Genomic DNA, 21,533 nt, shown 5'->3' with positions numbered 1-21,533 from the left:
TTAAAGGAGACAGAAATATGAAATTATCCCAGGTTATTAAGTGCCTAAAGGATAGTGGGGAGATGGATGTTTTTACAAACGATCCTGAAATTAGAGGGATTGAAATGGATTCACGCAAAGTGAGGAAAGGAAGCCTTTTTGTTGCGATTAAAGGCTTTCAGACAGATGGACATCATTTTATTGGACAAGCTGTTGAAAATGGGGCGGCTGCCGTGGTGGGTGAAGAAGCCCTTGAATTGAATGTGCCCTATATAAAAGTAACGGATAGCAGACCCAGTTTGGGGAAGCTGGCAAGCTGTTTTTATGATCGTCCATCAAGGAAACATAAAATAATTGGCATAACAGGAACAAATGGGAAAACGACCACTGCCTATATTTTAAAGCATATCTTGGAGACTGCAGGCAGGACATGTTCCCTCTTGGGAACTGTATCCAATATTATTAATAACAGGGAATATAAGACCAGCAATACTACACCAGATGCTTTACAGATCCAAAAAATGCTGAGTAAAAGCCTTGATGAGTTTGTCGTTATGGAGATTTCTTCACATGCGCTGGAACAATCGAGAACAGAAGGTCTGGAATTAGATTACGGACTATTTACTAATCTGGCTCATGACCATCTTGATTATCATGAAAATATGGATCAGTATTTTCTTGATAAAAGAAAATCTTCACCTTACTAAAAGACGGCGGTAAAGGAGTTATAAATCTCTATAATTCATGGGGAGAAAAAATGGCAGAGGACCTGCAAAAAGAAAAGATTCCTTTGATTTTGCTTGGTGATGATCAGTGCTGTTCAATAAAAGACGTTGCTATTAATGGGAGAACAGTATTTATTTTGGAGATGAAAGGTCAGTCTTTTGAAATTGAATTTCCTCTTCCGGGACACCATAATGTCTATAATGCAGCAATGGCTTTTTTGACAGGCGTTGATCTGGGGATAGACACTGCAGATATTATTAAGGCCCTGGCTGGATTCCCGGGCATCCCGGGCCGTTTTGAAACTATAATCCACCCTTCAGGAGCTAAGTTCGTTGTGGATTATGCCCATACTGTGGATGCGTTTGAATATTGCCTGGAAGCAGCGAGGCAACAGGGAGCGGAAAGAATCTTTCAAATTTATGGATTCCGCGGAGGAAGAGATCAATCTAAGCGCATGGACATGATTAAGGCATCTGCAAAATACTGCCATAAATTTTACTTAACGGCTGATGATTTAAACGATGAATCTGAGGATGAGATGATAAGCCAATTGCATCGGCTGAATAAAGAATTTGGATGCGGTAAGGGGAAGTGATTCCCGACCGTACTTTGGCTATTCAGAAGGCATGGCGGGAAGCCGGGGAGAGTGACTGGATTTTTATTACCGGAAAGGGGCCGGAAGCTTATCAAAAGCCATTTGCTCTTCCGGCTGAAAGTGATTTGGAAACCCTGAAGCTGCTCCTGGAATCTGGGAGAAAACAGGCGGTGCTATAAGAAAAGCGGAAGCGCCTTGCCCGCGAAGGAACGCAGACTAAGAACGCCACGTCCTCGCATGTCCTGGGGCCTCACCCCGAGGGGGAGGCTGTTTGTACAGACAGTTGTCGGCCTTCGGAATTTTATACTTCCTTATCTTTCAAAATAAAGGATGCAGACCATTATTGGTCTGCATCTTTTGTTATTCAATAAGATCTAGATAATCGGCAACAATCCCATCCAGTGGATAATGCTTCAACTTTTCTGCCTCTTTCCTGGAACGCACAGTCCAGGCGATTGCTTTCATGTGATTTGAGTGAATCAGATCGATCACGCGTTTATTAACCACAGTCCATTTTGGGTTCAGGTAACTGGCATATTCAGCAATATTTTTAATCTCAACAGTGTCAGGCGGATAGTTAATTAAGATGGCGACAGGGATTTCCGGCACCAATTCATGGAATCTTTTCATTGATTCGGTTTCGAATGACTGAACAATAATATGGTCGTCCCCTTTTGTGTGAAAATTTCTTTTCTTTAGTTCCTCTGCAATCATTTTTTCAATGCCAGGGTACAGGGAAGGTTTTTTTAATTCAATTAAAAGCCCGACGCGATCTGCATATTTGTCTAAAACCTCTTCGAAAGAAGGGATGCAGGCACCGCGGAATTTTTGGGAAAACCAGCTTCCGGCATCCATCTTTCTGAGCTCGTCAAAGGTAAAATCGGACACCTTGCCTTTATGGTCAGTTGTGCGGTCGACAAGTGAATCGTGAATCACAACAATCTTTCCATCCTTGCTTAATTGGACATCAATTTCCAGATAATCTGCACCCATTTCGATCGCACGGTCATATGAAGGGAATGTATTTTCAGGACAGTAGCCGGCTGCTCCCCGATGTCCGATTTTTTTCATTTTGTGAGTGGTGCTTGTCATTTTTTTTATGCCGAAAAATGAAATAACTGTAGCCAAAGCTGTAAAAAACATTTTTCATTACCTTCAAAGTCATTTCTCCTCGCCATTTTTTGCTCATCTTAAAGGATTTAAAAACATTTTGTCAACTGCCAGTGGATTTCTTCAAAATAAAATGACTCTGCCCCGGGATAAGGAGCAGAGTATCTTATCTCTGTTTATTCCCATTCTTCATAAACAATAGTACCGCCAGTCAGATCCAGAGTATTTCTTTCGCCCTTATAAAAAAGCTTTCCTTCTTCTTTAACAACCAGGTTCTCATATGTAAATACACTCTTTCCGGAAGGAAGCTGGATAATAATTTTCTCACCTAGTTCTTTTTTAGGGGCTTCTATATTAATGAGGCTTTGAGAATAAAAATATAATGCTGTAAAGACAGCAGCAAAAAAGCCCAATAGGACAATTGACATCAGCATAAATTTGCTCTTTGGCTTCCCCATATGCAATTCAGATCTTGTCATGTTCCCTATCCCTCCGCTAACTAGATATATTCGTCTATTCCACCAATTTTCGGCATTTAATCCCCAGTGGCGAATTTTAGTCCCAAAATAAGGTATGCAGAAATAGAGATGAAAATGACAAAAATGGGCTCAAAGTTAGACAAGCTGAACAGATAGAAGTATGAATATGGAAAAAACTGCGAAAAATGAAACAATTACAGGTTTTTGTCCGTATATAAATTAATCCGTTAAGGGAAAAGGGAAAGGAGGCATGGGATAGAATAGATGGACAATAAAATATGGATAGGGTGATGTAATGGAACTATTTGGTTTTCCTATTCAGACAATATATCTCTTCACACTTATTTTTTCGGGCATCTTAATTATTTTGTATGTGTTTTTTGGAGATATTGCTGACGGAATTGGGGAGGGAAGTTTTCTAAATCCTGTACTGATTCTTGCATTTATCACTTTTCTTTCCGCTGCAGGCTATATCTTTGAAACGGCAACCTCTCTTAATAGCGTGGTCATTCTCTTGATAGGAGCTGGAATTGCAGGACTGCTGGATGTACTGCTGAATATCTTTGTTCTTATTCCATTATCATCTGCTGAAGAATCTCTCGTTTACACAGATGAATCCTTAAGGGGAAGATTAGGTACGGTATTAATACCTATACCGGAGAACGGTTTCGGTGAGGTTTTGATTGAAAATATAAGCGGGAGAATTTCCAAGCCTGCCCTAAGCTATGAAAATACGTTTATAGCAGAAGGCAGCAATGTGCTGATCGTTGAAGTGGAAAATGGAGTTATTAAAGTTATCGATTATAAAGAATTATAGACAGGGGGACATATAATGCTAATGATTTGGGTTGTAATTGGAATTGCAGCATTTTTGCTAATTGCGCTTCTTGGTGTGTTCATTACAAAATATCGGACTGCAGGGCCAGATGAAGCGTTAATCGTAACAGGAAGTTATTTGGGCAGCAAAAATGTCCATGTGGACGAATCCGGAAATAAGATAAAAATAATTAGAGGCGGAGGAACATTTGTATTGCCGGTCTTTCAGCAGGCAGAGCCATTGAGTCTCCTTTCAAGCAAACTGGAGGTTACCACTCCGGAAGTATATACCGAACAGGGAGTCCCTGTCATGGCAGATGGTACTGCAATCATAAAAATCGGCGGGAGTATTGGAGAAATTGCTACTGCTGCAGAACAATTCCTTGGTAAATCAAAGGAAGATCGTGAAAATGAAGCGAAAGAAGTTCTAGAGGGGCATTTACGGTCAATTCTGGGTTCTATGACAGTCGAAGAAATATACAAAAATAGGGATAAATTTTCCCAGGAGGTTCAAAGGGTTGCATCACAGGATTTGGCTAAAATGGGCCTGATCATCGTTTCTTTCACAATCAAAGATGTCCGCGACAAAAATGGCTACCTGGACTCACTGGGAAGGCCAAGAATTGCTCAGGTTAAGCGGGATGCGGATATTGCCACAGCTGAAGCTGAAAAGGAAACCCGGATAAAACGGGCGGAAGCAGCCAAGGATGCCCAAAAGGCAGAACTTGAAAGAGCGACAGAGATAGCAGAAGCTGAGAAGGAAAATCAAATGAAAATGGCTGATTACAGAAGGGAGCAGGATATTGCCAAAGCCCGGGCTGACCAGGCATATGACCTTGAAACGGCCAGGGCAAAGCAAGAAGTTACGGAGCATGAAATGCAGATCAGGATCATTGAACGCCAAAAGCAAATTGAGCTTGAAGAAAAAGAAATCTTAAGAAGAGAACGCCAATATGATTCCGAAGTGAAAAAGAAAGCTGATGCAGACAGGTACGCTGTTGAGCAGGCAGCAGAGGCTGAAAAGAAAAAGCAGATTGCCGAAGCGGATGCAAACCAATATCGGATTGAATCACAGGCCCGTGCCGAAGCTGAAAGAGTTAGGGCAGATGGAATGGCGAAGGCTGATTCACAGCGCGCTCAAGGTGAATCAGAAGCCGAAATCATCCGCCTCAAAGGACTGGCGGAAGCGGAGGCAAAGAGGAAAATCGCTGAAGCGTTTGAACAGTATGGCCAGGCGGCCATGATGGATATGGTCATTAACATGCTTCCGGAATATGCGAAGCAGCTTGCAAGCCCGCTATCAAATATTGATAAGATTACAGTGGTAGATACAGGAAGTGACAGCAATAATGGCGGGGCCAATAAAGTAACTGGCTATGCCACCAACCTGATGTCCACGATGCAGGAAAGCCTGAAAGCTTCGTCTGGCATAGACGTGAAGGAGCTTCTCCAAAATTTTTCTGGCAAAGGAAACGTCCGGCAAAGCCTGGAACAGCTGACTGAGGAAATTAAAGAAAAAGAACCCGTCCAATCCGCTAAAGGAATCCAAGCCACTCTAGCTCATAAAAAATAATAAAATTGCCTATTTTTTCAAGGAAGATAGTCTGGAAATACTGTTATATCAGCAAAAAGCAGAAGCCTTCACACGGAAGGCTTCTTTTTGCGATGAAAACTGTGTATTCGTCTATCGCACAAATTGGGTGAATTGAATAGGATATATTGAATCAAACAAAGGAGGTAATTGACTATGTCAGACGGATGTGGATACGGCGGCGGTTTCGCCCTTTTAGTTGTTTTGTTTATTTTACTGATTATTATCGGTGCTTCTTGGGGTTATGGCGGATTCTAATAATTAAACATGGAGACAGAGTTTATTAGTAAGGGAGGGGATTCTATAATGTATGGCTACGGATATGGCGGCTGTGGATATGGTGGAGCTGGATATGGCGGAGCTGGATACGGCGGCGGTTTTGCGCTAATCGTTGTTCTGTTCATCCTGTTGATCATCGTAGGTGCTTCTTGCTTTAAGTGGTAATAGATTAAAAGAAAAGCAGGGGGACCTGCTTTTCTTTTATATGCATACATACCTTTGGATGTGAGTGTGAGAAGCCACGGCAAATTCCGCTTGAAAATGAAAATATCCACTCGCAAAGAGTCTGTCTCCGCGCAAAAAAAAAGTGCGCGCAAAAGGAAAAATCCCGCGCAATACAAACAAATACCCGCGCATAAAAATCCGTCTCCGCATACAAAAACCTGAAATCAGTCAGCAAATTCACTAATTGCAAACTCGTGTTTCCTATTAAGCCAAATAGGGAAAAGAAGCAGCATAAACGAAAATGGGAGGTTTGCAAAATGGATGAACTTAAAACTCAGGATCGGGAAAATACGATGAGGGAAATATACTCGATATTGGAGGGTGGACTTCAGCGGGAAATGCATAAAAGCGAGTACAAGCTTGTTTCAGAGTGGGTAAGCGGTTTTAACCTGGAGGAAAGAGCAACGATATTAAATATGCTTAAGGAGCTAACCAACAAGCATATCAGGATTGATTAATGACAAGCAGGCAGATACTTGCATTAAAGCTGCTGATCATTTGCCTATTGACAATAAAAGCCAGAAGCTTATATACTACAATCAAAGAGTTTGAAAGGATGATTTAGGGGCATGAAGTTATAATCTTATTTTTTCTGGTATCTTTTTATATTTAAAAAGTTTAACCCGGAGAACATAGGATTAGTGTGCCCTTTTTTAGTCATCCCTTATCGGAACTGATGGTTACTATATTTGTCTGTAAGCGGATCAAATTTTATTTAGGCGCATGTTTTTTATGTATTTGCACCATTTCCAATGATGGGTGCACAATCCTCTCCGGGTATGGGGAGGTTTTTTTATGTGTGCAAATAAACGTATAATCAGCAATCAGAACAATAATAACCTGCCGATTCTCATGGCCAGGGGTCTTCAAAAGTCATTCGGTGATAAAACGGTGTTTTCTAATTTGGACTTCGATATTTATCAGCAGGACCGCATCGGCCTTGTTGGCTTAAATGGCACAGGTAAAACTACACTGGCCGATATTTTGTTCGGCAGTATTCAAGCGGATAAAGGCACTATCGAGCGGATGAAGGAGCCATGCAGAATTGGCTACCTGCATCAGTCGGCAGACTATTCTGTCAGTGAAATTCGCGATTTCAACCAATCTCCAGATGAAGAGATTCTTCAGCAGGCAAGCAAACTAGGCCTTTCAAAACTCCATGAATGGGAGCCGGATAGACTTGATTCTTTGAGCGGCGGTGAAAGACTGAAGCTTTCTTTAGCTAAAGTCTGGTCATCTAACCCGGATATGCTGATTTTGGATGAACCTACTAATCATTTGGACTTACAGGGCATCGAATGGCTAATTAGCGAAATCTGCAATTTCAGCGGCCCGGTTCTGATCATTTCCCATGACCGTCATTTCCTTGATCAGGCAGTCGGGAAAATTTTCGAATTACAGGAAGGCATTCTCACCATTTATCAGGGTAATTACACAGCATACCGGGAGCAAAAGCAGAAAAACTTTGATGATCAGCTACATCAATTTAATGTACAGCAGAAAGAGATCGAAAGAATCGAAAATCAGATGTCCAATTTAAAAAAGTGGTCTGAAAAAGCTCACAGGGAATCAACTAAAGGCGGAAGTCCTTCTGAGAATAGGCAGATGGGATTTAAAGAATATCACAGAGTGAAAGCCAAAAAGATGGATCAGCAGATTAAGTCAAAAATGAAAAGACTTCAGCAGGAGCTGGATAAAAATAAAGTTGAGAAGCCGGAAGAAGAGGGGAAAGTACATTTTCAATTTGATGCGTCAGGCAAAAGAGGGAAGAGAATCATTGAAGCTAAAAACCTTTCAAAAAGCTTTGGCGATCGGACTCTTTTCGAGGATAGCCAATTTTATATCAAGCACGGTGAAAAAATAGGGATTCTTGGAGCAAACGGGGCAGGCAAGACCACATTTATCCGAATGCTTTTAGATGAAGTACCGCCTTCTGATGGAGAACTTTGGGTCAGCAGCACTTTAAAGATTGCTTATTTAAATCAGGATATCAATGATTTGCCCTTAACCAAAAATGCCGTTGAGGCACTTGATCTCACCGATCGTGAAATGATTTACAAGGCAAGGACCCTGTTAGCGAATTTGGGGATGAAGGAAGCGAAGTTAAATCAGCCGATTGAACAGCTTAGTATGGGAGAGCGAATTAGGGTCAAGCTTACAGATATGCTTTTAAAAGAATATGATGTGCTAATACTAGATGAGCCGACGAATCATTTGGATTTGCCAAGCAGGGAACAATTTGAAAAAACACTCAAAGAATTTTCAGGGACGCTCATCATTATTTCTCATGATCTATACTTTTTGGAGAAGTTAAGCTCAAGGTTACTTGTATTTAAAGATAATAAAATTACCAGATTTGAAATGGACCTGAAGGAATATCAGATTAAATCCAGGAATTCTAAACAGGAAAAAGATCATGACTCCATGAAAGAGCAAATTATGGTTATTGATAACCGCATCAGTGTGATACTGGGAGAACTCAGTCTGCTTGTTCCGGGTGACAGCAAATATGCGGAATTGGATAAAGAGTTTAATGGCTTAATAACTAAAAAAGAAAATTATTAAATCAATAAGTGCAAAAAGGCGGGCCTTAATAAAAATGGCCCGCCTTTTCATCTGATTATTAATTCTTTTTAGTGCTGTTATTATTCTTTTTCGCATTAATCCACAGTTTGCCCTCTGCTGTCTTGCGAGTTTCATTGCCGTAGTCATCCGTTACTTTCACTTCAATTTCGGCACCAGGTGCCTTTACATTTGAAGTGGCAGTATAGTAGCCGACATAATGGCCTGGGGAAGTTTCCATCATTGGAAGCTCAGTAGCGTTATTCAGCTGTCCCCCTGCATTTGTTAAAGGCATTCTGATGGCAAACGTCGCTTTTAACCCTGGTTCACTATCAAATTCGATTTTTACCGATTCGCCTTTTTTAAGTTCCTTGTCTTCTGCAGGAAGAAGATTTTCTATGGCTGGAGCGGTATACTTAGCTTCGACCGTGATCGTTTTTTCTTCGGTGTTCTTCGCTTTATCCTGTGCTGTTACCGTAATGGTGTTTTCACCTTCATCCAGCAGGATGCGAAGAGAGTATTCACCATCTGTAATCTTTGCTGCCTGGCCGTTTACTTTAACCCAATCAAGGTTATCATCTGAAACGGTTCCTTTAACAGTGACTGTTTCTTTATTTGTTTTGGATTTATCTGCAGGACTTGATATTGTCAATTCCGGCTTTGTTTTGTCATATATTACTTTTACAGATTCAGAGGCATCAGTAGACCCAGACTCTGTAGCTGCCTTCGCTGTAAGAGTATTTTCCCCTTCAGAAAGTGAAACTTCACTTGAGAATGTACCTTCTTCAGTTGTTTCTGCTGATGCGACTTCCTCTCCATTATTAAATACTTTTACAGTAGTTGTAGGAGCCGAAGTACCTTCAACTGTAACCTTCCCTTGGTTTGTGAAGGCTCCGTCAGCCGGAGAAGTGATGACTGGTGCAGTTACTTCATAGTTCACTGTGGCACGGATCATATAGTTTCCTTCATCCTCTGGAGCAGGAGACCATGCACCGCCTACAAGCTGCCAGCTGCGTCCTGCATTTTCTCCATCCTCATCTGTACCAAGACCAGGAGCATTAGGGTTTGGTGCTGATTGGATATATACCAGATAGAAGTCGCCATTTGTAACGATTCCTTCGTCACTAAGATCTACATGTGTCCATTCACCGTTTCTTAAGGCTGTTGCTTCAAATGGACCTGCCAGCTTTTTGCCAGGTGCCCCATCTGGTCCGCTTGCATCATATACTTCCACTTTGAAGTCTGTTCCGCCCGGAGTCGGCCAGCTGGTATCCCAGAAGCGGAATAAGCCGCCAGTAACCATCGCACTGTCATGGCCGGATGCAAGGGACATCTTAACTGCCCAGCCGTTGCCTGCATCGTAGAATGCACGTGCATTTTCAGCTGTACCATCATCATATCCGATTTCACCCAGGTATCCGATAAATGGCTTTAGTTCAATATTTTGCTCTAAAGAAGAGCCGCCTTCGATTGTGATGCTCTGCTCCTTGCTGTAGTAGGAAGGTGCCATAGCTTTTAAAGTGTATGTGCCTTCGTAGGCTGTGATTGTATATTCACCATTTTCATTAGTTGTTACTGGCTGTACTGCTGCATCTTCTATTAAAAGTAGTGAAGTGTTCGCAACAGGCTCCCCAGTTGCTTCATTTGTCACAACACCTGTGACTGTGCCTTTTGGTATTTCCTCAAGGACGAAGTTTGCAGTCGCTTCTCCATCCTGCGGGATATTTACGCTTTGCGTTTGAGAACGATAACCGTAAGCTTCCGCTTTTACAGTGAAATCTCCTGAAGCATGTGTCATTTCAAACGTTCCATTTTGAGGATTGGTAAATACGGACCTGCCTGATTCCAGCACACTTACTTCGGCAGTAAGCGGAAGCAGCACAGGCGCAGGCTGCTGCTGTTTATCATCATCTTTTGCAGGAGTATCCTTTTTAGGAACAATGCTATCCGGATTTACCTTTTCTTTCTTTAATTCTGCAGAAGGTTTATCTTTGCTGATGCCAAGCTGAGCTTTACCTGCAGGTTCAACTGGAGTATCAGATAATTGAACATCATCGATATACCAGCCTTGCTTCTGTACTGATCCATCTGTAGTCACATTGAATGCTACATAAATTCTTTGTCCTGAATACGCACTTAGATCCACTTCTGCATTAACCCACTCTGTTGTATTACCATTTACTCGAAGAACCTGTTCCCAGTTTTCCATGTCAGTGGAAACGAATACATGGCCGTAATCATAACGGTTTTCAAGCTCGTGCCATTGCTTGAACTGAAGGTAGGCATTGCCTTCCGGCAGGTCAATAGGAGGCATCTGAAGATTCATGTTTGCTCTATTTGCATAGTTGCCGTCAAGTTTAGTTGCATATACTTTTTCTCCGGATGCTGCATTGCCAGGACCTGAAGATGGGGTACCCCACTCCCAGCTGTTTTCCGCTCCATATGAAGTCCAGCCGACCGGCTGTGCTTCAAAGTCCTGAGAATAGCCGATGCTGATTCCAGGTCTTACTGCAACTTCATAGGAGTCAGTTTCAGTTAGATTTCCGCCAAAATCATTGACCTTCCATTTATAAGTAACTGAAGGCTCGGCGATGTCTTCTCCAGGAATCACTGCCTGGTAAGTACCATCTTTATAGTTTCCAGCTGTTCTTTCGGCCTCAATGGCTGCCCAGCTGCCGTCAGCTTTTAAGTATTCAAGATCAACTCTTGTGACGCTTACATTATCTGATGCCGTCAATTCAAGTGCCAGATCCATTCCTGCATATGTTTCCTGAGGTGCTTCGTGATTGGCTGCGGGAGCTTCTGAGTCATCTCCTTCTTTTGCAACCTGGCCTTTAATTTTTCCAAGACCGGTCAGTACGGAAGAAACCGCATCGAAGGCATTGACGAGCCCATATCCAAAACCATTATTTGGTGTCTCAGGATAAGTACCATTTGTCAATGGAGTAGAGGTAGTCAGTAAAATTTCCTCCATCTCTTCAACAGTCAGACTTGAATCAACCTGGCGGAGCAGCGCGGCAACCGCAGAAACATGCGGGCCAGCCATGGAAGTTCCATTCCAGCCGCCTTCATATCCGCTTCCGGGAACTGAGGAACGAATGTTGACCCCGGGTGCGGATACATCAGGTTTAATTTCATCGTATGGTGATGGTCCCAGCAATGAGAAGCTGCCTAAACCATTATTAATGTCTGTCGCACCAGTTGCGAATGATTCCGGGTAGTTAGCAGGTGTTGCAACGGAACCAGGTCCGCCTGGATTAAACAAAGTTGTGTTTCCGGCAGAGAACTCTGGGAAAATTTCAGCTGCCCTCCATGCCTGAACCATTGGACGATACCACTCATCCAGCCCAGGTCCGCCGCCCCATGAATTGTTGACAACATCCGGAGCTTTTTCAGGATGCGGGTTTCCTTCAGCATCCTTTGGAGCTAGAATCCATTCACCTGCTTCAAGCAGATCTATGTCAGTTCCGCCGCTTGCAGTGAAGGCTTTTACTGCAATCCATTTCGCACCAGGTGCAACCCCGATCTGATTGGCTCCATTTGGCTCGGAACCCACCATTGTTCCAGTTACGTGGGTACCATGTCCCTGATCATCATATGGTGCTGTCTGGCCTGCAGTGGCATCAAACCAGCTGAATTCATGCGTTGGTGAATCAGGTTGTGCTGGGTTATAGCCCCGGTATTTTTCTTTTAACGCCGGGTGGTTCCACTGAACACCTGTATCAATGGATGCAACGACAGTACCCGATCCGTCGATTCCCATTTCCCATACTGCAGGAGCACCGACACGGTCAATATTCCACTCGATTGAACTTGTTTCTGCTTGTGTTTTGAGAGCTTTTTCGGCTTCCTTTACTGGCTTATGAAGCTGTCTGGTTTCGTTTGGAAGGATTTTTTCTACTTCAGGAAACATGGCAATTTTTTCCATAACGTCCTTTGTAGCTGTTACTGCAATGGCGTTGACGATGTAGAAGGATTGAACATCTTTTGCCTTGCCGTCTTTTTCCTGCTTTTGAAGGAAATTTGTGACTTGGCCTTGAGTTTCAATAGCTGTAGATCTTAGTGAGGATAGGACTGCAGAGCGTTTCATGTACTTGGATTTAGAGGCTGTCAGTTTTTGGGATGCAGCCGCTTTTTGAGCTTTCTTGGCTGCTGCTGAAGTATCAGCTTGTTCTTTAAATTTTATCAGGAATGTTACTTTATCTTTTTTATCAAATTGTTTCAGCAATGAGCTGTTTATTTTGCTTTTTGCTGTCTGAGGTGCAGCTTGCTTAACTGAGGTATGCGGAGAGCTTTTACTTTCAGCTGATCCCATGCCTGGGAACATCAGGGGCAAAATCAAAAAAGCTGTCAGCATCACATAAAGAATGCGATTCAATGATTTTCTTTTTCTTTTCAAAAAATTCCCTCCTTGTTTTGTTTAATTCCTTAAATAGTGTCTTCCGGCAGAATGAACTCGATCACCTCCTAAGGGTTTCTTCCAAAAATGGAAAACCCTTCCGCTAACAAGAACTTTAGCTGAATAATCAGCTGGAGATTGTCGAAAAATGAAGTTTATTGCTGGGGAATGAATAAAATAGCTAGAAGGTTTTAGAGCATTCATAAGGTTACAGTCTTAAAGAATCAACTTAACCTGGTTATATCTAGATGAAAGGAATCATTTTTACCCAGAAATATTGGAATAATAATAATTTTTGGAAAAAATAAGAAAAAGGAGGGAGGCAGTATTTTTCCAGAATGATAAAATGAATAAAAAGAGGGGGAACTTTAAAAGATGCCTTTCGTCAATCCAATAGGAAAATAGCAAGTAAATTATATGAAAATGGGTATTTTGAAGTGTAACTTTCTTTGTATTACTTATGAATTCTGGCTGGAAGAATGGTTACAGTGAAAAGGACTCTTTCTTCGGAATTCGTCTTAATTAATACAAAGGAATCAGAACATTTAGGAAAAATAGGATAAATGAACAGAATTTGTATTTTGACCTGCACGAAATTTGATTTGATTATTTTACATAAATATTGGAATAGTGTTTCTTTTCTATTTTTCATTCGTCTAATAATACGCGAGGGGGCGCCAAAATGGAGAGAATATCGGCAGAAGCTTTTGAAGATATATACAGCGAATACAGCGATCGAATTTATGGATACATATTTCTTCTCGTGAATGATAAGGAAGTCGCCGAAGATCTGACACAGGACACCTTTATTAAAGCTTATAAATACATGAGCCAATTTAATGGGGAATCCCAGATCTTTACATGGCTGGTCCGAATATCAAGAAATGTAGCCATTGATTATCTGCGTAAAAAACAGATTCAAATTTTTCTCAATTGAAAAATTCCAGCTCCAATCAGATGAAGAGACTCCAACCGAGATTATGATTAAGGGTGAAAAAGTTACACTCTTATATGAAGCAATCCGACATTTGAAATTAAGCTATCAAGAAGTGCTGATTTTGAGAAAAATAAAGGAGTTTTCAATCAAAGAAACGGCCGAAATCTTGAATTGGAACGAAAACAAAGTTAAAATCACCACTTCCAGGGCACTCGCAGCACTAAAAAAAGAATTGCAGAAAAGGGGGAAATCCATGAAGAGCTCATTCGGATTCGATAATTCTTTTCGTGAATTAGACCGTATTCCGCGATCGCAAAAGCAAAAACAGGATAGCCTGCAAAAAATATGGAGTGGTATAGAGGATAGGCCAAAAAGAAAGAAAAATATTTTTCCTAAATTTTTATCTGCTGCCGCAGTAATGGCTGCTTGTATTATGTTCGCTTTCATTATTTTTTCTGAGGAATCAACGACAGGGGCAGCAGCAGTGCAGATATACTTGGAGATAGTTTTATCAGTCAAACAGCTATTGCTCTATCAGAAACTGAGAATTCCTTCTCTGCTGATGGAACGTATTCTGCTGAAACCGCGACTGTAAAAGATGAAAAGTGGGAAAGCACGGCAAGAACTGCCATAAATTCGGCAATGCCTGCAGAGGCCGTCATCGACTCCAAACCATTATATGATATCCAATTTATTATGAAAGGCAAAGAATCTGTAAAGGTGAAAGTCTGGAACGAGCGTGGTGAAGTATATTTCAAGTCAATGGACAGTGAGATAATGTATGCAGTTCCCTCTGAAGATGGTGCCATATTCATTGAGTATTTGGAAGCCATTGCACACAGTATTCAAAAAACTCCTTAATTCAGACTCCTTTTTAGGGGTCTTTTTTTATTAGGCGTAAAGCCCTGAAAATTTACATATTACGAGAATTTTTTCAAAATAATGTTTTATCCCCAAATATCAGGGTAGTACTATCTTAGTTGTTAATTAATTTATTTGCTGGCCAGTATTTTTCCTTTGCGCAGGGGTTAGGCACAAGCTTAAAGCTGAAGATTAAATATGATTTAGGGGGAGCATCATGAAAAAGGGATTAATCTTTATCATTTCCGCCATCCTGCTTATTGGCACCTTGGCAGGCTGTTCTGGTGAGGAAAGTGTTCAGGCAGAAAAAACGAAGGATGGAAAAGTAATTGTTGATTTTTGGAGCTTCTGGGGTTCGGAAACGAGGCGTCCGATCATAGAAAAAATCATAGAGGATTTTAACAATTCACAGGATGAGGTTTTTGTAAAGCATACATATTTGCCCTGGGGAGATATTTGGACAAAGAACCTGGCATCCGTCGCAGCGGGAAACCCGGCTGATGTTATTATAAACGATATTAATTCAGTCGCCCAGCGAGCTGAAAACGCCCAATCAGAAGATCTGAGCAAGTATATCGATGAATCCTTCAAAAATCAATTTTATCCTCATTTATGGGAAACGGTAATGTACGGGGACAAACCTTATGCAGTTCCATTCAATACAGATACAAGATTGCTATTTTACAATAAAGATGCTTTTAAAGAAGCTGGACTTGATCCGGAAAAGCCGCCAGCAACATGGGCGGAACTGGAGGAGTACGCCGCAAAGCTTGATATAAAGGATGGAGACCGATATGAGAGAGTTGGCTTTTATCCGCTATGGGGCAGCATTGGTGCGGCCAGCTGGATGACAAGCGCTGACGGCGGAAAAGGATTCATTCAAGATGGAGAACTTTATATCAATACACCTAAAAAGCAGGAAGCGCTTCAATGGCTGCTGGGATGGAAAGAGCGTCTTGGTGAGAAGACAGTTCAATCTTTTGAAGCTGAATTTGGCAGTGAGCAGTCAAATCCATTCATAGCAGGCAAAGTGGCAATGTGGGTTGATATCGGCACGTTTTACACACAGATTCGTGACTACGGAGAGGATATGAACTTTGGTGTAGCTCCAATTCCTGCATTTGAAAAAGGTTCGGGGAATTGGAGCGATGGCGGCGGTTTCGTAGCTGAAATACCGAAAGGAGCCAAACATCCTGAGGAAGCTATGAAATTTATCAAGTATTTAGCTGGCCCGGAGGCACAAAAATACTGGGCTATGAAAAACTATGATAATGTCGCAAACAAAGAAGCTGCAGAAGCAGTTGTTAATGAACTAAAGGGCGATGATAAGTACGTATATGAAGCTTCGGTGAAAAACCTGGATCAAACGCAATTGTTTCCGGTTCCAGTAAAGTATCCTGATTACCAAAACCGCATCAATCCGCATATAGACAGTGTGCTGCTAGGAAAAACGAAGCCAGAAAAAGCGCTGGCAAAAGCAGAGAAAGATGTTGAAAAACTAAAGAGAAAATAGAACAAAAGAGAGAAGGGGCCTCCTTCTCTCTTTAAAAATAAATAAAAGAAGGTGTATGGGTTGAAATCATATGATACAACGATTGCTCGCCGGGGAGCGGGTCTTGCGGAAAAAAGAAAAGACATCACGCAGACGGATGTCCCGCCAAACAAGAGAAAATATCTTTGGATATCTATTCATCAGCCCGTGGATAATTGGTTTCCTTGGACTGACACTTGGTCCGCTTTTATTTTCCTTATTTGCCAGTTTTACAGATTATAATATTACTTCAAGGATGAATTTTATCGGCCTTGATAATTTTAAACGCATGTTTACAATCGATGATCTTTTTAAAACGTCTTTATGGAATACCCTTTATTACGTTTTATTTTCTGTCCCGCTGACTACTGCAGGGGCGATTTTTCTGTCGGTTCTTTTAAATCAGAAAGTAAGGGGCATGAAATTCTTCCGCACACTTTATTATCTGCCTGCTATCCTCTCGGGTGTTGCGGTTTACTTTTTGTGGATGCAGCTGCTAAGTCCTTCGACAGGATTGGTAAATACGTTCCTTGCATGGATTGGGATTGAAGGGCCAGCCTGGCTGTTTGATCCTGAATGGACGAAACCAGCTTTGCTTTTGATGAAAATGTGGAGTGTCGGAGGCGGAATGCTGCTTTACCTTGCAAGTCTGCAGGGAGTTTCAGCTTCACTGTATGAAGCAGCGGATCTTGATGGGGCAGGTGTTATGCAGAAATTCTTTTATATCACCCTGCCAATGATTTCACCAATCATTTTCTTCGATGTGCTGACTAGTACCATTGGTGCCTTCCAGATCTTTCAAGAAGCATATGTCATGACAGAAAACGGAAGCGGAGGACCAGGAAATTCACTCCTATTCTACAATCTGCATATGTGGAATAACGCGTTTGAAGTGTTTGACATGGGCTATGCATCTGCAATGGCCTGGCTGCTGTTTATTGTCGTAATGGTACTGACAATCATTAATATGAAACTCGGCAAAAAATGGGTCCATTATGAGGGGGAGATAATAAATGAGAACTGCCGCAGCACCGAAGTTTTATGAGACAAAAAAATTCAAAGATAATTTAAAGCAGACGATTATTTTTATCGTTTTATTAGCGGGAAGTGTACTGGTATTATCTCCCCTGTGGTGGATGATTTCGACATCATTGAAATCTCCTGCTGAGATTGCGCAATATCCGCCTACCTTTGTGCCAAAGGAATTCCATTTTTCCAATTATGTTGAAGCATGGAAAACAGCGCCGTTTACCCGCTGGGCAATGAATACGTTATTTATTGCCCTCTGTGGAATGGCTGGAAGTGTTCTTGTCAATTCACTCGTTGCATATGCGTTTGCGAAAATCCGTTTTAAAGGAAGAAATGCTTTGTTTATAGTTGTGTTATCAACCATGCTGATCCCAGGGTTTGTCACGATGGTGCCTCAATACATTTTATTTTCGAAGCTTGGCTGGGTAAATACGTACCTGCCGCTGATTGTTCCAGCTTTTTTGGGGAGTGCCTTTTTCATCTTCCTATTGCGCCAGTTTATGATGTCCATTCCTAATGAACTAATAGAGGCGGCAGTGCTTGACGGTGCGAATCATCTGCAGATCTGGTGGCATATTATGCTGCCTCTGACGAAGCCGGCTCTTATTACAGTGGCCATTTTTTCGTTTAATGGGGCATGGAATGATCTTCTCGGACCATTATTGTATATAAATGATGAAAGTCTGTACACACTGCAAATCGGGCTTCAGACCTTCAAGGGAACAGTTCAGACACAATGGCATTACCTGATGGCCATGTCAGTCATGGTCCTCCTGCCAGTTGTACTGCTATTCTTCTTCTTCCAGAAGCACTTTATAGAAGGATCAAATATCGCATCAGGTACTAAGGGATAATAAAACCGGCTAAGCATCTGCTTAGCCGGTTTTATAACTGTCCAGCTCAGGCGTCATCGGCTTATGAATGTCGATGATAAGCATAAGCGCTCCGCTTTTCTTATTGAATAGGGCAATATGTTCTCCATTCCCCGCTAACACATACTTTATGGCGGGGTACATAACAGTCAATGATTACCGAATCTGGATTTAGTCCGCTTTCTTTTAGTTGGGAAGACACTGAAACTTCAGGCTCAGTATTTGCGGATGAGCAAGGGTATCCGCCGCGCCATTCATATTTTGTACAGTAGTAGCATAACTCGGCTGCTGCAGTGATTTTATCGGAAGAGACAGCATTGCTTACTGCTGCTTCTTCAATCAAATGCGTTTTCTTCCTTTCTACCTCTGTCAAATAATCAGTAAAGATGCTGTCTTTCGATATATCTATTTTGGTTTCTTCATTTGACTTCAGGTCTTTTACATAAAAAGCCTGATCCTCAATTAACCTGCTGTAATCGACGAGCCGGACTTTTAATCCTTTTCCGTCGGACTCATAAGAAAATGATAGAAGTGACGAGAAATTTACGAGGGCTTTACTATCTAAGAAAACATTTTTTTCTTTGTATTCTATTTCATATTGAACTGTCCAGCCATATTGTTTTCCTTTTTCATCAACAAGAGCTCTTGGCTTGGCGGCTGCATCTTTTAAAATGGAGGATTTAAATTCCTTAAACTCATCAGCCTTTAATACGGCTTTCATGAAATCTTTCTCAGTCAAATCAGCAGAACGGCTTTTGGTTTCTGCAGAAACATTGCCTGAGAAGACTAGTAAAATAGTCAATAACAAGAAAATATACCTTTTCATTACATACCTCCTAAACGTATTGTCCAATATAAGATTAACCTATATTTCCAAAATTAGGAATGGTGCGAAATGATTATATTTATCTAGTATTTTTTATCTAATCTGAATAAAAAAACAGCCTTATGGCAAAAGACTATAAGGCTGATTAATCAATATTATAGAAGCTTTTTGTATTATCATACAGCTTCTTAAGAGCGCTGCTGAAAGCTAATTCTTTTAGTTCAGCAAGGGCACTGATGGAATGGGCCATCATGGCTGGATGGGTAGGCTTGTTTTTAAAAGGGCCTTCGAATTCCCATGGACCATCCGTTTCTGCCATCAATTTATCCAGCGGGTAATCCCGTACAAGGTCCTGTATTTCTTTTTCGTACACGATATCTGGAGTAAAGGAGATGTAATAGCCATTGGCAATCAGCCTGCTTGCCGCTGCGCTGTCACCTTTAAACCAGTGAAAATGAGCTTTTTTAATCGAATGCTTTTCCAATAAATTGCACACAATCGGTGCATCATCATAAATTGCATGGAGGGCAATGGGCTTATCCCACTTTTTAGCGAGCTTAATGAATTCTTCGAGAAGTTCAATATATCCCCCAAGCTGCTTTCTCCCTTCAGACCTTAAATAGTATGGAAGGCCAACCTCGCCAACAGCAGCCATTTGTTCTATGTGAATCTTTATCCAGCTGAAAAGCTCTGAAATTTCATGATCACTGGGCAGAACCTGTTCAGGGTGAAAACCGAAGGCAGGTTTAACAAAGGAATAAATTTCTGCAAGAGCAAGATTTCTTTTGCAGGATGCTAAATCGCTTGAAACTGTAACAAGTGAAAGCTGAAACGGCAACTCATGAAACATTTTCTCTAATTCAATATTGCTGTACTTATCAAGATGAATATGGGCATCAATATACTTATCCATGCTGTTGCCTCCTAATGATTTTTCAGCGCATGATGGATGCTTCTTTTGCAGGCAAGGAAATTTTCATTGAGATAAAGTTCCTCCATTCTTGGCCTGTTAAAGGGTACCTTATATTCTTTAATTACTTTAGCAGGCTTGCTGCTCAGTACTAAAATTCGATCAGAGAGGTAAATGGCTTCTTCGATATTGTGGGTTACAAACAGAATTGTCGGCTTATGCTCATTCCAAATATCGAGAAGCCACTTTTGCATATCGTGGCGGGTAAGCTCATCTAAAGCTGAAAAAGGTTCATCCAGCAAAATGATAGGCTGCGGGCTTAATAATGCCCGGATAAAGGCAGCCCTTTGCTTCATTCCCCCTGACAATTCATGGGGGTATGCATTTTCATAGCCGCCGAGACCAGCTTTTTGAAGCATCTTTCTGGCCGCTTCCGAATCGGTTTTACCCATTAGCTCCTGTCCAAGCAGAACGTTTTGAAGAATGGTTCTCCAGGGCATCAGGGAAGGTGTCTGAGGCATATAGCTTATTGAACCGCGTTTGCCGTTGATTTTCACATTCTCAAGCGTTATGGAGCCTTCGTCCGGCAGAAGCATCCCGCCAATCAGGTTGAAAATGGTGCTCTTTCCGCTCCCTGAAGGACCTAAAATCGAAACAAATTCCCCTTCATTTACATGAAAACTCAAATTGTCTAAAACCTGATTAGTATCAAAACTTTTGGTTAAATGATTAACGGATAATTGTATCATTTCCTGGCACTCTCCCGTGACTTCCATTTAATCAGCAAACGTTCAGCCAGTAAAATTCCTCCAAAAAACAGCAAGCTTAACAGCATAATCGCAAAAATGGCAACAAAAACACGGTCTGTCCGAAATGAAGAAGATGCCAGAGTCATATAAACACCTATTCCTTCTTTAGCTCCGAGCCATTCGGATATTACAGCACCCATCACACTATAGGTTGCGGAGATTTTTAGCCCTGAAAATAGAGAGGGAAGGGAATAGGGAAGCTCCAGCTTCCAAAACAGCTGTCCTTTGCTGGCCCCTGCCATCAGCATATAATGCCTAAGTTCTCCGGGTGTCTGGCGAAAGCCGTCCAATGCAGCAACAGTAATGGGGAAGAAGCAAACCAGCGTGATGACAATCAGCTTTGGAAGTATCCCGAAACCAAACCAAACAACCAGCAAAGGAGCCAGAACAATTATAGGCACATTTTGTGAAAGTATGAGGAGAGGGTAAACCGACTCCCTTATAAAAGGCAATAAGTGCAGTATAACGGCTGTGATTAAACCTATGACGGTGCCAATGGCAAATCCCAATAGGGAAAGCATGACTGTCGATTGAAGGTGGTGGCTGAAGCCCTCCCAGCCCGAAATCGCTTCCAGAACGATTTCTGTTGGCGGAGGCAGGAGCCATGCAGGGACTTCTGCCAGATTTACTGCCATTTCCCAAGCAATGAATAAAAGAAGGAGAACCGCAGCCGGCCTCCATCCTTTTCTGAACAAATTTATCATGGACGATATTTCTCCGTTAAATCACTCATTTCAATACCGTCCGGCTGATATAGAACCTTTACCTGTGAGATTACATTGCTGCTTCCTCTTTCAATCATTTTTCTGTTCATATCAGCTATGATTTTCAATAAATGGTCTAAATCGCCTTCCATCGTTGTTTCGAGGGGATGCACTTCGTACTTAACACCGGATTGCTGAATGACACTAATTGCTTCATCAACGTAAGGTATAACATTTTCCCCATCTTTTGTTTTCGGTATGATCTGAATGCTTACAAGTGCGTTTGCCATATT

General features: G+C 41.7%; 22 protein-coding genes and 1 pseudogene. 15 read left to right on the top strand and 8 right to left on the bottom strand.

Annotation, left to right across the window (positions count from 1 at the left end; genetic code table 11):
• Positions 1 to 17: 17 nt before the first annotated feature.
• The 3 genes and pseudogenes from M5V91_RS13665 to M5V91_RS13655 all read left to right on the top strand — a co-directional run.
• Positions 18 to 865, top strand: a pseudogene (locus tag M5V91_RS13665) (Mur ligase family protein); the annotation flags it as partial.
• On the top strand, positions 848 to 1,300 hold the full coding sequence (locus M5V91_RS13660; RefSeq protein WP_369425989.1) for a glutamate ligase domain-containing protein: 453 nt from the start codon (positions 848 to 850) through the stop codon (positions 1,298 to 1,300). The pseudogene M5V91_RS13665 and the gene M5V91_RS13660, both read left to right, overlap by 18 nt.
• Complete coding sequence (locus M5V91_RS13655; protein WP_284522213.1) at positions 1,297 to 1,479, top strand: hypothetical protein; 183 nt, start codon at positions 1,297 to 1,299, stop codon at positions 1,477 to 1,479. Before M5V91_RS13660 ends, M5V91_RS13655 begins: the two co-directional genes overlap by 4 nt.
• 181 nt (positions 1,480 to 1,660) lie before the next feature.
• Here the strand turns inward: M5V91_RS13655 and M5V91_RS13650 are convergent, their stop codons facing one another.
• Positions 1,661 to 2,443, bottom strand: coding sequence for a glycerophosphodiester phosphodiesterase (locus tag M5V91_RS13650; RefSeq protein ID WP_284522212.1), 783 nt, complete (start codon positions 2,441 to 2,443; stop codon positions 1,661 to 1,663).
• 143 nt (positions 2,444 to 2,586) lie between these two features.
• A complete protein-coding gene (locus M5V91_RS13645; protein WP_019381581.1) occupies positions 2,587 to 2,889 on the bottom strand; it encodes a hypothetical protein in 303 nt (100 codons plus the stop codon).
• Between the two features lie 295 nt (positions 2,890 to 3,184).
• Here M5V91_RS13645 and M5V91_RS13640 point away from each other — a divergent pair, with 295 nt between their 5' ends.
• The 6 genes from M5V91_RS13640 (at position 3,185) to abc-f (ending at position 8,365) form a co-directional block, all read left to right on the top strand.
• Entirely contained in the window at positions 3,185 to 3,706 is a 522-nt protein-coding gene (locus tag M5V91_RS13640; protein ID WP_019381582.1) for an NfeD family membrane protein, read from the top strand.
• 15 nt (positions 3,707 to 3,721) lie between these two features.
• Positions 3,722 to 5,278 carry a flotillin lipid rafts scaffold protein FloT gene (gene floT, locus M5V91_RS13635; RefSeq protein WP_009331117.1) on the top strand — a complete coding sequence of 519 codons (1,557 nt, stop codon included), beginning with the start codon at positions 3,722 to 3,724 and terminating at the stop codon, positions 5,276 to 5,278.
• 174 nt (positions 5,279 to 5,452) lie between these two features.
• Positions 5,453 to 5,554, top strand: a complete 102-nt coding sequence (locus M5V91_RS13630) for a YjcZ family sporulation protein (protein ID WP_019381583.1) — start codon at positions 5,453 to 5,455, stop codon at positions 5,552 to 5,554.
• Between the two features lie 48 nt (positions 5,555 to 5,602).
• Positions 5,603 to 5,740, top strand: a complete 138-nt coding sequence (locus M5V91_RS13625; RefSeq protein ID WP_019381584.1) for a YjcZ family sporulation protein — start codon at positions 5,603 to 5,605, stop codon at positions 5,738 to 5,740.
• A gap of 317 nt (positions 5,741 to 6,057) precedes the next feature.
• A complete protein-coding gene (locus M5V91_RS13620) occupies positions 6,058 to 6,258 on the top strand; it encodes a hypothetical protein (protein ID WP_019381586.1) in 201 nt (66 codons plus the stop codon).
• Between the two features lie 337 nt (positions 6,259 to 6,595).
• On the top strand, positions 6,596 to 8,365 hold the full coding sequence (gene abc-f / locus M5V91_RS13615; RefSeq protein ID WP_284522211.1) for a ribosomal protection-like ABC-F family protein: 1,770 nt from the start codon (positions 6,596 to 6,598) through the stop codon (positions 8,363 to 8,365).
• Positions 8,366 to 8,423: 58 nt separating this feature from the next.
• Here abc-f and M5V91_RS13610 read toward each other — a convergent pair whose 3' ends face one another.
• Complete coding sequence (locus M5V91_RS13610) at positions 8,424 to 12,719, bottom strand: S8 family peptidase (RefSeq protein WP_251174453.1); 4,296 nt, start codon at positions 12,717 to 12,719, stop codon at positions 8,424 to 8,426.
• A gap of 724 nt (positions 12,720 to 13,443) precedes the next feature.
• On the opposite strand from M5V91_RS13610, the gene M5V91_RS13605 reads away from it, so the two are divergent.
• The 6 genes from M5V91_RS13605 (at position 13,444) to M5V91_RS13580 (ending at position 17,973) form a co-directional block, all read left to right on the top strand.
• On the top strand, positions 13,444 to 13,698 hold the full coding sequence (locus M5V91_RS13605; protein WP_284522210.1) for an RNA polymerase sigma factor: 255 nt from the start codon (positions 13,444 to 13,446) through the stop codon (positions 13,696 to 13,698).
• Positions 13,655 to 14,293: an RNA polymerase sigma factor gene (locus tag M5V91_RS13600; RefSeq protein ID WP_284522209.1), complete on the top strand. Its 639-nt coding sequence runs from the start codon at positions 13,655 to 13,657 to the stop codon at positions 14,291 to 14,293. The genes M5V91_RS13605 and M5V91_RS13600 overlap by 44 nt, the downstream gene beginning before the upstream one ends.
• 47 nt (positions 14,294 to 14,340) lie before the next feature.
• On the top strand, positions 14,341 to 14,559 hold the full coding sequence (locus tag M5V91_RS13595) for a hypothetical protein (RefSeq protein ID WP_284522208.1): 219 nt from the start codon (positions 14,341 to 14,343) through the stop codon (positions 14,557 to 14,559).
• A gap of 217 nt (positions 14,560 to 14,776) precedes the next feature.
• Positions 14,777 to 16,072: an ABC transporter substrate-binding protein gene (locus M5V91_RS13590; RefSeq protein ID WP_071159561.1), complete on the top strand. Its 1,296-nt coding sequence runs from the start codon at positions 14,777 to 14,779 to the stop codon at positions 16,070 to 16,072.
• 70 nt (positions 16,073 to 16,142) lie between these two features.
• Positions 16,143 to 17,135: a carbohydrate ABC transporter permease gene (locus M5V91_RS13585; protein ID WP_284522207.1), complete on the top strand. Its 993-nt coding sequence runs from the start codon at positions 16,143 to 16,145 to the stop codon at positions 17,133 to 17,135.
• Complete coding sequence (locus tag M5V91_RS13580; RefSeq protein WP_071159559.1) at positions 17,104 to 17,973, top strand: carbohydrate ABC transporter permease; 870 nt, start codon at positions 17,104 to 17,106, stop codon at positions 17,971 to 17,973. The genes M5V91_RS13585 and M5V91_RS13580 overlap by 32 nt, the downstream gene beginning before the upstream one ends.
• Before the next feature lie 100 nt (positions 17,974 to 18,073).
• On the opposite strand, the gene M5V91_RS13575 is transcribed toward M5V91_RS13580, so the two are convergent.
• The 5 genes from M5V91_RS13575 to M5V91_RS13555 all read right to left on the bottom strand — a co-directional run bounded on the left by M5V91_RS13575 (position 18,074) and on the right by M5V91_RS13555 (position 21,530).
• On the bottom strand, positions 18,074 to 18,817 hold the full coding sequence (locus M5V91_RS13575; RefSeq protein ID WP_009331108.1) for a hypothetical protein: 744 nt from the start codon (positions 18,815 to 18,817) through the stop codon (positions 18,074 to 18,076).
• A gap of 145 nt (positions 18,818 to 18,962) precedes the next feature.
• A complete protein-coding gene (locus M5V91_RS13570) occupies positions 18,963 to 19,730 on the bottom strand; it encodes a TatD family hydrolase (protein WP_009331107.1) in 768 nt (255 codons plus the stop codon).
• Positions 19,731 to 19,741: 11 nt separating this feature from the next.
• Positions 19,742 to 20,476 carry an ABC transporter ATP-binding protein gene (locus tag M5V91_RS13565; RefSeq protein ID WP_071159555.1) on the bottom strand — a complete coding sequence of 245 codons (735 nt, stop codon included), beginning with the start codon at positions 20,474 to 20,476 and terminating at the stop codon, positions 19,742 to 19,744.
• Positions 20,473 to 21,240 carry an ABC transporter permease gene (locus tag M5V91_RS13560; protein ID WP_009331105.1) on the bottom strand — a complete coding sequence of 256 codons (768 nt, stop codon included), beginning with the start codon at positions 21,238 to 21,240 and terminating at the stop codon, positions 20,473 to 20,475. Before M5V91_RS13560 ends, M5V91_RS13565 begins: the two co-directional genes overlap by 4 nt.
• Complete coding sequence (locus M5V91_RS13555; protein ID WP_009331104.1) at positions 21,237 to 21,530, bottom strand: thiamine-binding protein; 294 nt, start codon at positions 21,528 to 21,530, stop codon at positions 21,237 to 21,239. Before M5V91_RS13555 ends, M5V91_RS13560 begins: the two co-directional genes overlap by 4 nt.
• Between the last annotated feature and the right edge of the window lie 3 nt (positions 21,531 to 21,533).

The organism is Cytobacillus pseudoceanisediminis, assembly GCF_023516215.1.
In the GTDB taxonomy this organism is placed as follows: domain Bacteria; phylum Bacillota; class Bacilli; order Bacillales; family Cytobacillaceae; genus Cytobacillus; species Cytobacillus pseudoceanisediminis.
Note: the sequence above shows the minus strand (reverse complement) of the source record. Positions and strands in the feature narration are given on the sequence as shown.